The sequence below is a fragment of the Kitasatospora sp. NPDC056327 genome, assembly GCF_042261735.1.
GTDB lineage: Bacteria > Actinomycetota > Actinomycetes > Streptomycetales > Streptomycetaceae > Kitasatospora.
Map to the genome: position 1 here is coordinate 1 of NZ_JBHJRC010000231.1, position 13,342 is coordinate 13,342.

Consider the following 13,342-nt stretch of genomic DNA (forward strand, 5'->3'; position numbering starts at 1 on the left):
AGAAGTCGGGCTCACCGACTTCCTGCGCGGGCCCGTCTGTCTCGGCACCGATGTGGTGGATGGAAAATATGTAGACCGGTCCACTTATCTTTGCAGGGCCGGATGGCAGTTTCCGCAGCCCCGCTCCGTGTCCTCCGGGAAGCGTCTGCCGGGCGGGCCAGGGCGGTCCACCGGAGCAGCGGTCGACGGCGAACGCGGCGGGTGAGGGCTGCTCGGTGCGGCGGGACGATGGCCGCAGCCGAAGTCTCGGCCGCGCACGAGCGTCCACCTCGCCTCCCCGGAGCGACGACCGGTCACGTGGGTGCCGCTGTGCGTCCGGTCAAGCGGGACGGGTAGGTTCGGATGTTGTTCTCCGACTGTGATCGGAAAGGGGTGCGCGTGGCGGACGAGGACGTGACGATCAGGCTCACGGGCGACGAGGCGCTTGTACTGTCCCACTGGGTGGAGCGCCTGCAGATGACGGATCTCAGGCGGACGGTCGACGATCCGGCGGTGTGGGCGCCGATCCACAGGATCGCCGGAACACTGGACAGCGCACTTCCGGAGCTCTTCGCGTCCGACTACGGCGATCGGCTCGCAGCGGCCCGCGAGCGCCTGAGGCCGGAGGACTGAACGCCGGGGGGTGGCCGTGAACGCTCGCCGACGGCCCGGCGCCACCACCCTCCTGATCGCGCGAACCACAAGGGACCCAGCCATGCCGGACCGGAGGCCGGGAGCCCCGCTCCGGGGCCACGAAGGCGCCTGCGGAGTGGGGGACGGTCTGGGCCGGGCCGCAATCTGTAGACCGGTCTGCATATTTGTGGGCGCAGGAAGTCGGCGGGTCCGACTTCCTGCGCACGGCCGGGCTTTTGTGCTTCTCCGAGCGAAAAAATATGTCGACCGGTCTACTTATTTTTGCCAGGATCAGTAGACCGGTCTACATAGTTCTGCACCGAAGCGCAGAACCCGTGTCCCCGTTGTGCCCGTTGCGCCCGTTGTCCCCGCACCCCCGTATGCACCGGCGGCGTGGGCGGCTCTGCGGGACGCTGCCGGGGAAGCCGGGCCCGTCCGCCGGTCGGCGGCTACTCGGCGGCCTGCGTGGCCCGGCGGGTGGTCCAGACGCCGAGGTAGCAGGCGAGCGGGAGGACGACCAGGAGGGCGGCCCAGAAGGCGGTGTGGCCCCAGAAGGCGGCGAGCGGGCGGAACCAGGCGCCCAGGACCGGGATGCGGAGGGCCTCCAGCGGGCCGACCGGGGGCGGCCAGGCGCCCAGCACCGCAGTGGCGAGGCCGAAGCCGAGGAGGAGGCGGCGCGCGGTCCGGGGGACGGCGACTGCGGCGAGGAACCCGAGGAAGGCCAGGAGCAGCAGGTAGTCGGCCTGGTAGGCGGCACCGACCTGACCGGTGCCCCAGGACTGCGGGGTCGGGTGGTTCCCGCGGTCGGCGACCGCCAGCCGGACCTCGACCGCCGCCCACAGCACCAGGGTCAGCACCAGCGTCCCGCCGAGCCAGAACAGCAGCCGGTCCCACAGGCCCCGGCCCCCCGTCCGCGGGCGCCCCGCGGCGCCCGTCCCGCCCGCACGGGCCCGGCGGCGGGCGGCGAGCCGGCGGCGGTCGCCCGCCGCCCGGTCCGTCGCCTGCTGAGCCGGGGCGAGCAGCCAGCGGGCCGAGCGGTCGTTGAGGGCCAGCGCGAGCACGACCGCCGCGACCGCGCCCGCGCCCGCCCACGAGGCCAGCCCGCCCTCGAACATGACCACCCGGTCGGCCAGCGCCTGCGGCGGCACGAGCACCGTCATCGGCGGCCCGAGCCGCAGGTAGCCGATCGTGCAGGAGGCCGCGACGGCGAGCAGCAGCATCCGCCGCCCCACCCGGGCCGGGAAGCCGGCCACCACGACGGCCGCCACCAGGGCCGCGCCGAGCCGGCCGACCGTCTCCCGCGCCGCGTTCTCCCCCGCTGTCCGCAGCGGGCCGCCGAACGGGCCGTCGGGCAGGATCTGCACGTTCGCCCCCGCGTCGATGGCGATGCGTCCGACAGCACCCGCCCAGAGCGTGATGGCGAGCGCGACGAACAGCAGCACCGCCGCCACCGCGCGCCGGGGCAACGCGCTCCGCGCGCCGCTCCACCAGGCGCTCGCGTCCGCCTTGCGCGCCGCCCGGTCGCGGCCGCTGCGCGCGCTCCCGGCGCGCACGCTGCGCACCTGGAGCACCGCCGCCGCGGCGAGCACGCCCCGGCCGGCGGCCGTCGCCGGATCCGCGCCCAGGGCCCGGCGGCGCAGCTCCGACCAGTTGCGGCGGAACCGTTCCCGCCCGCCGCCGCGCACCCGCGCCGCCACCGCGGCCGCCCCGTCCCCGACGGCGGCGACCGCCGCGTGGGCGGGGGCGGGCAGTGCGCCCAGCGGGCCCGGCAGCACGGCGAGCCGCCGGACGACGGCGCGCCGCTGCTCGGCCGGCTGCACGGTCAGCAGGAGCACCCAGCGCCGGGCGGCCTTGCGCTCGGCGGCGGTGAGGCGGCCGTCGGCGTTGCCGCCGCTGCGGTCGCCGTCCCCGCTGCGGTTGCCCTCGCCACTACGGTTCCCCTCGCCGTTGCGGTTGCCCTCGCGACTGCCCAGGGTGCGTGCCTCGCGCTCGACCGCGTTCAGCACCGCCGTCAGTTCGCCCAGCCCCAGCAGTCGGGCGCAGGCCCGCTCCGGGCAGGCGGCGTGTCCGCAACGGAAGCGCGCGGCGAGCGCGGGCAGCCCCGCGGCGACCAGCTCGTCGACGAAGGCGGGCCCGTCCGGCTGCCCTACCAGCTGCGCCAGCCCGGCCGCGTCCACCCGGCGGTCCCGCACGTGCGGGACCGCCTCCGGCGCGAAGGCGGCGCCGAGCGCCAGGACCGCGCGGGAGGCCGCCGCGGACTTCTCGGCCGGGGTGCCGCGTTCGGCGTCCTTGAGGTAGTGCAGGTCGAGGACGGTGTCCTTCACCTCGTCCCGGAGCCAGTCGCGCAGCCGCCGCGCCCCACCGCTCAGCAGCCAGGCCGCCGCGTCCGCCGACCGTCCGAGCATCACCCCGGCGAGCGCGGCCGGCTCGTGGAAGTCCTGGCCGCGGAACGCGATCGGACGGTGCGCCGGTCCGCTGGGCGCGGGCTCGGGCGGCGGCACGGCGGCCACCCGGCTGCGGACCACCTCCGGGCTCCCGCCGTTCAGCCACTCACGCACCTGGCCGGCCGTCCAGCGGTCGGCCGGGTCCTTGGTGAACAGCCCCTGGAGCAGCAGCCGCCGGCGCTCGTCGGCGACCGCGGAGACGTCCACCTCGGAGTCCATCACCAGGCGGATCTGCAGGGCCTCGTCACTGATCAGCGCGCCGTCCGCGCGCCGGTAGCGGCTCGCGCCGGAGAACACCTCGAACAGGATGGTGCCGAGCGCCCACCACGGACCGGCCGGGTGGTTGTGTCCCGCGAGCTGTTCCGGCGCCATGTAGGCGACGGTGACCTGCATGTCGGCGGAGAACCGTCGGCTGGCGGTGAGCTTGGCGACCCCGCCGAAGTCCGCCACCACGAACTGGGCGGCGGCCCGGCCGCCCTTGCCGGCCGGGCGGACCAGGATGTTGGCGGGCTTGAAGTCGACCGGGTTGCGGGCGATCGTCTGCTGCCAGAAGGCCAGCAGGTCGACGAGTTCGCGGATGATCCGCTCGCTCTCGCCGGGCCGGCCGAGGCGGCCCCGGTCGCGCAGCCCGGCGACGTGGTCGGCGAGGGTGACGGGAAGGTACTCCATCGCCATCCAGTCGCGGAGCGCACCCGCGTGCTCGACCCGGCCGTGGCCGAGGATTTCGGGGACGTGACGGCGGAAGGCGGGGTCACCGGCGAGGTGGGCGAGGAGGTCGGTGTCGGCCTGCACACCGGGGTTGCCGACCTTCACGGCCGCGTCGCCGCCGCCGTCGGCCCGGCGGACGTGCCAGACGGTGCCCTCGCTGCCGGAGCCGACCGGCCCGACGGGGTGGTAGCGGTCGGTGAGGGCGGCGGGGAAGGCACCGGCCGCGTCGGCGACCGGGTCGGCCGCCGGGGTCGGTCCGGAGGCCGCGGCCGGGCCGCCGGACGGGGCGGGGCCGCCCGGCCGCTGGACGCGGGTGGGTGCGCCGCGGCGGCCCGCGGCCTCCGGGACGGGACCGCCCGGCCGCTGCACCCGGGTGCGCGGGCCGGGGACAGCACCGCCGGGGACAGCACCGCCGGGGACGGCACCACCGGGAGCGCTTCCGCCGGGGGCGGGAGCCACCGGGCCGGTGGGGCGCGGCTGCTGGACGCGGGTACGCGGACTCCCGGCTCCGCCCGCGACGCCGGAGGCATCGCCGGGGGCAGCGCCGTCGGGGGTCCGGCCGCCACCGCTGCTGCCGCCACCACGCTGCACGCGGGTGCGGGGGCTTGCGGCGGCGGGCGGGCCGTCCTGCCCGGTTTCCCGCTGCTTCCCCTGTGCCTGCCCCTGGGGCCGGCTCTGGCCCTGGCCCTTGGCTTGGGCCTGGCCCAGGGCCCGCCCTCGCCCCTGCTTGCGGGTGGGCGGGCCGGGCTCCGACGGTGTGTCGGCCATCGCGCCGTTCTCCTTCTCGCCGCCCCCGCTCACCGGGGAGCACCGAACTCGTCGATCTCGATCACCTGGACGTCCACGTCCAGCGCGAACCGCAGCCGCTGCCCCGGTGCGATCCGGGTCGGGCCGGTGATCCGGCGGCCGTCGACGAACGTGCCGTTCGTCGAGCCCAGGTCCTCGACGTGCAGCGCGCCGTCGATCCAGCGCAGCCGCGCGTGGTGCCGGGAGAGCTGGTCGAGACCGGCGAGTCCGGGGACCGGGGTGCAGTCGGGTTCGTCGCGGCCGATGGCCAGTCCGCCGCCCGCGCTCCGGTGTTCGCCCCTGACGGGCACCATCACGCCGGCGATGACCAGCGCCAGCCGGACGGTCGGCGGCCCGGCCGGCTGCGGCTTCCGCGACCGCTGCGACGGTTGCGACGGTTCGGGCCGACGCTGCTCCGGCCGCCGGCCCGCCGGGCGGATCGCCGCCTCGGGCTCGCCGGCCGGGGCCGCCCCGCCGGCTGCCGGGGCGTCCTGCGGCGGGGCGTCCTGCGGCGGCGTGTCCTCGGCCGGGTCGTGGCGCTCCAGTTGCTGGAACATGTGCACCTGGCAGTACCCCCGGGTGGCGGAGGTCGGACACTCCCCCGGTGCCCCCACCGGGCAGCGGTAGATCACGGTCGCCACGAGGTCTCCCGAAGGGTCACGCCGCGCCGTACCAGGTCCCGTTCGATCCGGCCCAGGTCCCCGGGGCGCGGCACCCCGATCACCCGGACCTCGCCCTCGCTCACGTGCACCTGGAGTTCGGGCCGCTCCGGCCGGTGTTCCAGGAAGGGCGCGTACCGCTCGCGGCCGAGCGCCGTACGGGTCTCCAGCCGCTGGTTCGCCGAGCCGCGCCAGGCCAGACGGGTGGGTTCCCCGGCCCGGTAGCGGCCGGTGATCACCGCGTCGGCGCCGTCCAGCGCGGCGGCGGTGGCCGGGTCGGCGGCCAGTTCCTCCGGTTCCCAGCCGGTGTAGACCAGCAGGTCGGCCGTGGCACCGGCCCGGCGGCGCTCCTCGTCGGCGGCGGCGAGCAGCGCGCCGAGCGCGGCCGGCTGCTCCAGCGGTTCGCCGCCGCTGACGGTGAGGCCGTCGAGGCCGTCGGCGAGCGCCCTCCGCCACAACGCGGCGAACCGTTCGATGCTCAGCTCCCGTCCGCCGGTGCCGTCCCAGGTGTGCCGGGACATGCAGCCGGGGCAGGCCAGCGTGCACCCCTGGAACCAGACTCCGAGCCGTCGGCCGGGCCCGAGCGAGGTCACCGGGCGGTGGACCTGGGCGACCCGCACCGGGGAGGACGGGGCCACGGACGGGGCCACGGCGGCGGACGCGCCGGTGTTCAGCCCCGCCACCGTTCGACCTCCAGCCGGTAGCCCTCGCCGTCCCCGTCGCCCTCGACCGCGACGACCTCGATCCGCTCACCGCGCCGGGGCGGGTTCCGGAAGACCTCCTTGGCCAGCGGGTTGACCAGCGCCGACTCGACGGCGGTCAGCACGCCGCGGCCGCCGTGGTCGAGCCGCCGGGTGGCCTCGACCCGCAGCACCTCCCAGGCGTCGTCGGCGAGGGTGAGTTCGGCACCGTGCACCTCCAGGACCCGGGACGCCACCGAGGCGATCGCCTTGTCGAGGATCCGCGGCACCCACTTCTCCTGCATGAAGTCCATCGGGATGAAGTTGTCGCCGAAGCGGTTGCGCAGCTCGGGGCGCCTGATCTGGTCGTTGAAGAACCTGTCGAAGGCCTCGCGCAGGGCCTGGCGGACCAGCACCGGATCGTCGTGACGGTTGAGCACGGGCCGGACGGCCCGGGGCACCGCCCCGCCGGACGCGTCGGCGGACGCGTCGGCGGACGCGTCGGCGGACGCGTCGGCGGCGGCCGGGACGAAGGCCGGCTCGGCGCCACCCGGTGCCGGGCCGCCCGGTGCCGCACCACCCGCCGGGGCACCACCCGCTGCGGCACCGCCGCTGTCGGAGGGGCGCGCCCTCGGTGCCTCGCCCACCACGGGGGCGGTGATGCCGAGGTTGGAGGTGAAGATCAGCACGCACTCGGTGAAGTAGACGGTCGCGCCGCGCCCGTCGGTGAGCCGGCCGTCCTCCAGGATCTGCAGGAAGAGGTCGAACAGCCGCGGGTTGGCCTTGTCGATCTCGTCGAAGAGCAGCACGCTCATCGGGTTCGCCCGTACGGCGTTGGTGAGTTCGCCGCCCGCGTCGTGGCCGACGAAGCCCGGCGGGGCGCCGATCAGCCGGTCCCGGGCGTGCTCCTCGGCGAACTCGCTCATGTCGAAGCGGATCGGCCGGGCGTCCTTGCCGAGGATCATCTCGGCGACGCCCTTGGCGAGTTCGGTCTTGCCGACGCCGGTCGGGCCGGACAGGAAGAGCGTGCCGCGCGGACGGCTGGGCGAGCTGGACGCCTGCGCGCCGTTCAGCCCGGCCGCCGAACGCATGAAGATCTCCAGGGTGCGGCGCACGGCGTGCGGTTGCCCGATCACCTTGCCGTTGAGGAACTCCTCACCCGCGGTGATGCGTTCGCGCAGCGCGGCGGTCGCCCAGGGGTTGTCGAGCACGCCGATCCGGTACAGGCGGGCGGCCTCGTCCAGCCGCTGCACCGGCAGGCCCCGGTCGAGGGCCATCCGGCCGATCGCCATGACCTCCGAACTGCCCATCCCGTGCGAGGAGTCGGCGAGCGCCCTGGTGGCCGTCGCGGTCTCGGCCCCGGTGAGGGCGGGCCCGCCGGTCGCCGCCTGGTAGCGGGCCAGTCCGCCGACCACGTGCCGGGCGGCGGCCAGCCGCTGGTCGTGCGGCGGCTGCGGCACGTTGATCACCCGCACGGCGCGGCTGCCGACCGCGAACTCCATCGGCAGCTCCTCCTGCCGTTCCACCATCCAGAACACCGTGTTGTACGGCGTGACCGCCGTCGCGCCCTGCACCGGGCGAGCGGTGTGGCCCAACTCCTCGGCGGCGGCGAACAGTCGGGCGGCCTCCCCGGCGACGGGCGCCTGCGGCGAGCCGAGCCGGCCGGCGTACGGGACGACCAGCGCGATCGGCGGTCCGGGGTGCTGGACGACGCCGACCATCGCGTCGCGCAGGCGGTCCAGCAGCTCCGGCTCGTCGTCGTCCCCGTCTGGGTTACCGCCGTCCGGACGGCCGCCACCGCGCCGCCACTTCTCGTCGCGCGCGGCGAACTCCCGAATCACCTCGGGGACCTGGTCCGGGGTCGCGCTCAGCCGCAGCAGGGTGATCCGGTCGTTGACCTGGTCGACGAAGGCGAGCGCGCCGTAGCCGCGGGCCGTGCAGACCGACTCGATCACCCCGGTGAGGGAGTACGGCGCGAGCGTCGCACTGCTGCCGGCGGCGTGGTCGTCGGGCAGCAGGTACTGGTCGCGGACGTTGCCGGTGAGCAGCACCTGCGGGTAGACGGTGAGCGCCATGTCCAGCTCGCGGATCCAGCTCGGCGTGGCGGGGCGGCGGTCGCCGTCGCCCCCGGCCGAACGGCCCCCTCCGTTCCCTCCGTCCCGGCCGGCCGAACCGCCGCCGGGGGCCGCTCCGGCCTCCTTGCGCAGGTCCGCCCGCACCGGACCGCCCGCCCCGCCGCCTGTGCGATCAGCGCTCATGACGGCGCTCCTGCGGCCTGCGGGCGGCGGCGGGCGCGGCGGCCCCGGCGTCGCGCCGGTTGCCGCGGCGGCGCGGCACGGCGGCGGCCGGCGGCTGCGGCCACGACCCGCCCGGGACGAGCCCCGCCGCCAGCGCGCCGGGCGGCATCGCGGACGTCCGCTCCAGCCGGACGCCCTGCTGCCGGACGCCCTCCTCAATCGCGGGGAGCTGCTCGTCGCAGAACCACTGCTGGACGGCCTCGTCCTGCTCCTCGTCCTGCCACGCGTCACCCGTCCCGGCGTCGTCGCGGCGGACCACGGCCGTGGACAGGGAGGCCCGGTCCGGTGACAGCACCAGCCGCAGCCCGTACCCGGCGGCGGGCGGTTCCCCAACGGGCGACCCGTCCACCGACCCGGCAGCCGGCCCTGCCACCGACCCGGCTGCCGGCCCACCGACCGCGGAGCCGGAACCGGCTCGGGAACCGGCTTCCGAACCGGGGTCCGGCCCCGGGTCGCCGAACGGCACCACGACCTCGCCGTCGGCGGCGAGCAGGTCCTCGAAGTCCTCGCCCACCAGGTAGTCGCGCCCACGCAGCACCTCGGCGAGCGCCGCCGCGACCGGCACCCGGTTGCGCCGCGCGTCCGCCCGGGCCACCGCGGCCTCGACGGCGGGCCGCAGGAAGGCCGGGTCCTCGGCGGCGGTGAGGTCGGCGACCAGCCGGGTCCGCTCGTCCGGCGCGGCGTCGCGGGCCAGTTCCACCAGGGAGGCGCGCAGTTCGGCCCGCTCCTCCTCCCGGGTCCGGCGCTGCACCGAGTGCTGGACGAACGCGGCGAGGTCGGTGAGCGTCGTCCGCACGTCGGAGACGGTGCCGGCCGCCTTCAGCGCGCGCACCAGGCCCGCGACCCGTTCGAGGTCGGCCGGGTCGCACCGCGGCACGTCGCGGTCGAGGATCGCCTGCGCCTCGGCGAGCGCACCGGCGCGCACCCGCCCGGTCCGTTCGGCCAGTTCGTGCCCGGCCGCCTCGGCCGCCGCCGCGCGGCCGGCAGCCGCCGCGTCGGCATCGGCCCTGGCGGCCGCCCGGCGTTCGGCCCCGGTCCCGGTGCGCGCGGCGGGGCGCTCCGGCTCAGCCACCGCCTCCGGCAGCACCGCCGACCAGACCTCCCGCACCGCCTCGGCCAGTTGCCCGGCCGCGCGGTCGTTCGCCTTCCTCGCCCGTTCGATCGCCCTCGTCAGCTCCGCTTCGTCCGCCCCCGCCCCGACGGTGACCGTCTCCACGGTGACCCGGGCCGTGCGGTAGGTGCGCCGCATCTGCCGGGCCTCGCCGCGCAGCGCCCGGGTCCGCTCGTTCAGCTCACCGAGCCGGGCCCGCAGTTCGGACTGCCGCTCCGCACGCTGCTCCTCCGCCCTCCGCCGCTCCTCGGCCCGGCGGAGGTTCTCGGCCCGTTGGGCCTCGGCGGCCAGCCGGGCGCGCAACTGCCGGCGGCGCTCGGCCTCCCGGTCGACATAGGACCATCCGTATCCCGCGGAACTGCTCACCGGCCGCCTTCCGAGCGCGAGTCGTGACCTGCGGCACGGCCCGGGAGCGTGGCACCGGTCCGGACACCCGCACACCCCGCGCGCGCCGCCGAGGCCGGTGCGGGTCGTGACGGGACGTTCCGACGTCTTCCTCGACCGCGCGCGAACCGGCACCGCCCCCCGAAGGTGCTGCTGAGCGCCCATCATGCCGCAGATCGGTGCGGGGCGTTCCGCCTTTGCGAATCCGGGATCACGGCCCGCGGGCCGCCCCGGCGCGCTACCCTTGCGCACGACCGACGGGCGCCGGACGGACGGGCGGGGGTGAGGGACGATGACGCCGGAGGACGTGCTGGCCGTGCTGCGCGCGCACTGGGCCGAGATCTGGGAGCTCCTCGACGAACCGGCCCGGACGAGGCTGCGGGCGATCACCGAGGACCCGACCACCGATCCGGGGCGCATCACCCGCAAGATCATCCGGCTGCTGCGCGCCCAACTGCCCGACGGGCACGCGGTCCGTGAGCTGTTCGACGACTCGAACCGCTTCTCGGGGGGCGACGCCGCGGCCCTGGCGGCGCCCGAACGGGCGGCGGCGGAGGACTTCCGCACCGGGATCCTCGACCTGCTCCGGCAAGCGCTCGCCCCCGAGCCGCGTTTCGGCGGTGCCGCCGACGGCGGTGCCCTCGATGACGACCGGGACCCCGATGACGACGGGCCCCCCGGCGACGAGGACCCCGACGGCTGGCTGCTCGCCGCGGCCTCCGTCAGCGCCGCCGACTACCGGGCGGGCGGGCAGGACCCCGACAATCCCGACCTCATCCGCCTGACGGACCGCCAGGGCACCGTGGTACTGCCGTCGTTCCAGTTCGACGGCGTCTCGGGCCGCCCGCTGCCCGCGGTGGTCGCCGTCAACCGCCTGCTCGACGCCGACGACGACCCCTGGGGCGTGGCGGACTGGTGGCTGGGTGCCAACGCCTGGCTGGACGCCGTCCCCGCCCGACTGCTGGGCACCGACGGCGAGCACACGCTGCTCCCCGCCGCCCACGCCGAGATCGCGGAGTGGTGACCCGATGCCCGACGTGAAGGTCCCCGCCCCGTCCGTGCGGGCCGAGCCGCACCGCGAGGTGCTGCCCGCCGGCACCGTCCTGCACCGCGTGCACAACGCCGCCTACCCGGCCACCGCGTTCAACCCGAACCCCTCCGACACCCACTACGAGGGCGGCCGGTTCTGCTCCTACCAGGGCGACGGCGCGCACCTGCCGTACCTGTACGCCGGACTCTCCGAGCGCACGGCGGTGATGGAGACGCTGGTCCGGGGCGTGCCCTTCGACGAGCGCGGCCGGCGCCGCATCCGGCGCGCCGCGGTCCGGGGCAAGGTGCTGTCGCGGATCGTGACCACCTGCGACATCCCGCTCGTCGGCCTGCTGACGCTCGACCAGCTCGCGGCCGTCCACCAGGACGAGTGGCTGCTCCACTCCGGCCCCGACGCCTACCCGCGCACCCGTCGCTGGGCGGCGTGGATCCGGGGCCAGGCGCCGTGGGCCCTCGGCCTGCACTGGCCGTCCAAGCGGGACCTGGGGAGCAGCTCCTGCATCCTCTACGACCGCGACCCGGCCACGACGCTGGTCAAACCGGCCGGCCCGCCGTCGGTCCCCCTGGACTCCGCCGACGGGGCCGAGCTCCTCAACCTCATCCTCGCTCCGGCCCGCACCCGCATCGAACCCCCGCGGCGCTAGGGGGACCGGTACCGGGGAGTGCGGCCGGGTGGCATCCCTTTCGGGCGGCGGCGGGATGTCCGATGGGGAACGGATCGATCGGCGGCCGTTCCATTGCCGCGGAAGGCAATTGACGTGCCGTCATGTGCGCTCGGAGGGTGGTGCGCAGGCCGTCCCGCGCACCGGCGGGGCGGATCCTCCCACACTCCGAGGGAGTAGAGATGAAGAAGATCAGGAAGGCCGTCACCGCCCTCGCGATGACGGCGGGCATCGTCCTGACGAGCGCCGTCGCCACGGCCGGAACCGCCCAGGCCTACCCGTCCCCGGGCTTCACCTGCATCAACGGCGTCGGGACGGACCCCGTCTTCGGCGGCTCGTTCCTCTGCAACTACGGGATCGGCAAGCCCCAGCACCACGACTTCCCGGACGGGAGCACGCAGGTCTTCGGCATCGGCACCGACCGGAACGTGTGGACGAGGTTGCGCACCCCCAACGGCACCCTCAGCGGGTGGGTCTCGCTCGGGGGTGGGCCGTTCCAGACCGGCGTCTCCATCGTGGCGGCGGACGGCTACTACCTGAAGCTCAGCGCCGGCACCCTCTCACCCGCCCGCCAGTACTACATCGAGCGCTCGGTCCTGGGCATCTTCGGCAGCTGGCACTAGCACGGGGGCGCGGACGGGAAGGCCCGCCACCTGCCCGCCTCGGCGTCGGGGCGGCGCGGCACAGCGCGGCCCCGGGCGCGGCGGAAACTTTGCAAACAGCGAACTTTGCAAAGTTCGCGCACGTTCTCCCAGGTCAGAACGGGATCAGGCGCCCGGCGCGGCACTTTGCAAAGTGCTGACTTTGCAAAACACCGGGCCGAGGGTGGGACGACCGTGGCGACCACGGCCGTCCCGCCCCTCGCTCCGCACCACTCCGCGCCGCTCCGCACCGCGCGGGGGACGCTCCGCACCGCGCGGGGGACGCTCAGTCCTCGTTGGTCTCGACGGGCTCGTCCGCGCGCTGGTCCTCGGTGCGGCCGAGGCGCCAGTAGCCCATGAAGCAGACGGCGCGCCGGTCGTAGCCTCGCTCGCGGACCAGGTGGCGGCGCAGCTCGCGGACGTCCGCGGCCTCGCCTGCGATCCACGCGTACGGCGTGCCGGACGGCAGGTCGGCGGCGCGGAGGGCGTCGGGGAGGGCGGGCACGCCCGGGGCGCCGCGGTGCAGCCAGGTGATGTCGGTGCCCGGCCGGCCGGTGGGCAGGTAGGCGTGCTCCTCCGGCCCCTCGACCTCGGCGAACACCTTGACCGGCAGGCTCTCCGGCAGTTCGTCGAGGATCGCGGCGACGGCGGGCAGGGTGGACTCGTCCCCGGCGAGCAGCACCCAGTCCGCGTTCCCGGGCAGCTGGAACTCGACGCCGCCGGCGTCCTCGACCGCCGGCCCGCAGACGATGACGCGGTCGCCCGGCGCCGCCGTCATGGCCCAGCGGGAGCCGGGGCCGTGGTCGCCCTGGACGGCGATGTCGATGTCGATCTCGTCGGGGTCGCGCCGCTGCGCCCGCACGGTGTAGGTGCGCAGCACGGGGCGGACGGCGGGGTCCATGGAGCGCCAGTTCTGGTACCAGCTGAACTCCTCCTCGCCCTCGGGCATGAGGGGTTCGCCCTGCCCGGGGAGGGGGAGCAGGAGTTTCACCCGCTGGTCGAGGCCGCCGTTCACGAACTCCGCGAGGCCGGTCCCGCCGAGGGTGATGCGGGCCATGTGCGGGGTGACCCGGGACGCCCGGAGCACCTGGAGCGGGAAAAGCAGGAAGCGCGCGGGGGCGGTGGTGCTGGTCAGGGCCGTCTCCTCTCACCTGAATTTAGGTAAGGCTAACCTATCTGAGACGGTGTTCGCCCCCGCACGACGGCGGGGGTGGACGGCCCCGGAGGCCCGGCGGGGCGCGGGCAGGGTGTCGGGGCGGGCGGATCCGGGCACGCCGGAGCGGGAAGTCGGACCCGCCGACTTCCCGC

At 75.9% G+C, this 13,342-nt stretch carries 10 protein-coding genes; 4 read left to right on the plus strand and 6 right to left on the minus strand.

What is annotated here, in order from left to right:
* Window positions 1-342: 342 nt before the first annotated feature.
* Window positions 343-612 (plus strand): hypothetical protein, encoded by a 270-nt coding sequence (locus ACFCX4_RS27010; protein ID WP_376147478.1) that lies wholly within the window; start codon window positions 343-345, stop codon window positions 610-612.
* Between the two features lie 449 nt (window positions 613-1,061).
* Here ACFCX4_RS27010 and ACFCX4_RS27015 read toward each other — a convergent pair whose 3' ends face one another.
* The 5 genes from ACFCX4_RS27015 to ACFCX4_RS27035 are packed head-to-tail and all read right to left on the minus strand — an operon-like array spanning window position 1,062 to window position 9,663.
* Window positions 1,062-4,532 (minus strand): hypothetical protein, encoded by a 3,471-nt coding sequence (locus ACFCX4_RS27015; protein WP_376147480.1) that lies wholly within the window; start codon window positions 4,530-4,532, stop codon window positions 1,062-1,064.
* A gap of 29 nt (window positions 4,533-4,561) precedes the next feature.
* Window positions 4,562-5,191 carry an FHA domain-containing protein gene (locus ACFCX4_RS27020; protein ID WP_376147483.1) on the minus strand — a complete coding sequence of 210 codons (630 nt, stop codon included), beginning with the start codon at window positions 5,189-5,191 and terminating at the stop codon, window positions 4,562-4,564.
* Window positions 5,179-5,892 (minus strand): 4Fe-4S cluster-binding domain-containing protein, encoded by a 714-nt coding sequence (locus ACFCX4_RS27025; RefSeq protein ID WP_376147486.1) that lies wholly within the window; start codon window positions 5,890-5,892, stop codon window positions 5,179-5,181. The genes ACFCX4_RS27020 and ACFCX4_RS27025 overlap by 13 nt, the downstream gene beginning before the upstream one ends.
* Window positions 5,880-8,147: an AAA family ATPase gene (locus ACFCX4_RS27030; RefSeq protein WP_376147489.1), complete on the minus strand. Its 2,268-nt coding sequence runs from the start codon at window positions 8,145-8,147 to the stop codon at window positions 5,880-5,882. Before ACFCX4_RS27030 ends, ACFCX4_RS27025 begins: the two co-directional genes overlap by 13 nt.
* Entirely contained in the window at window positions 8,137-9,663 is a 1,527-nt protein-coding gene (locus ACFCX4_RS27035; RefSeq protein ID WP_376147492.1) for a hypothetical protein, read from the minus strand. The genes ACFCX4_RS27030 and ACFCX4_RS27035 overlap by 11 nt, the downstream gene beginning before the upstream one ends.
* Before the next feature lie 310 nt (window positions 9,664-9,973).
* On the opposite strand from ACFCX4_RS27035, the gene ACFCX4_RS27040 reads away from it, so the two are divergent.
* From ACFCX4_RS27040 to ACFCX4_RS27050, 3 genes are all read left to right on the plus strand, one after another.
* Window positions 9,974-10,705 (plus strand): DUF3168 domain-containing protein, encoded by a 732-nt coding sequence (locus tag ACFCX4_RS27040; protein WP_376147495.1) that lies wholly within the window; start codon window positions 9,974-9,976, stop codon window positions 10,703-10,705.
* A 4-nt stretch (window positions 10,706-10,709) separates the two neighbouring features.
* On the plus strand, window positions 10,710-11,375 hold the full coding sequence (locus tag ACFCX4_RS27045; protein ID WP_376147498.1) for an RES family NAD+ phosphorylase: 666 nt from the start codon (window positions 10,710-10,712) through the stop codon (window positions 11,373-11,375).
* A gap of 200 nt (window positions 11,376-11,575) precedes the next feature.
* Window positions 11,576-12,016 carry a hypothetical protein gene (locus tag ACFCX4_RS27050; RefSeq protein ID WP_376147501.1) on the plus strand — a complete coding sequence of 147 codons (441 nt, stop codon included), beginning with the start codon at window positions 11,576-11,578 and terminating at the stop codon, window positions 12,014-12,016.
* Window positions 12,017-12,320: 304 nt separating this feature from the next.
* Here the strand turns inward: ACFCX4_RS27050 and ACFCX4_RS27055 are convergent, their stop codons facing one another.
* Window positions 12,321-13,121 carry a siderophore-interacting protein gene (locus ACFCX4_RS27055; protein WP_376147504.1) on the minus strand — a complete coding sequence of 267 codons (801 nt, stop codon included), beginning with the start codon at window positions 13,119-13,121 and terminating at the stop codon, window positions 12,321-12,323.
* Between the last annotated feature and the right edge of the window lie 221 nt (window positions 13,122-13,342).

Excerpts from the sequence above, each read along its gene's own strand:
- ACFCX4_RS27015 (WP_376147480.1), bottom strand. The coding sequence starts at position 4,532 with ATGGCCGACACACCGTCGGAGCCCGGCCCGCCCACCCGCAAGCAGGGG.
- ACFCX4_RS27045 (WP_376147498.1), top strand. The coding sequence starts at position 10,710 with ATGCCCGACGTGAAGGTCCCCGCCCCGTCCGTGCGGGCCGAGCCGCAC.
- ACFCX4_RS27050 (WP_376147501.1), top strand. The coding sequence starts at position 11,576 with ATGAAGAAGATCAGGAAGGCCGTCACCGCCCTCGCGATGACGGCGGGC.
- ACFCX4_RS27030 (WP_376147489.1), bottom strand. The coding sequence starts at position 8,147 with ATGAGCGCTGATCGCACAGGCGGCGGGGCGGGCGGTCCGGTGCGGGCG.
- ACFCX4_RS27010 (WP_376147478.1), top strand. The coding sequence starts at position 343 with ATGTTGTTCTCCGACTGTGATCGGAAAGGGGTGCGCGTGGCGGACGAG.
- ACFCX4_RS27040 (WP_376147495.1), top strand. The coding sequence starts at position 9,974 with ATGACGCCGGAGGACGTGCTGGCCGTGCTGCGCGCGCACTGGGCCGAG.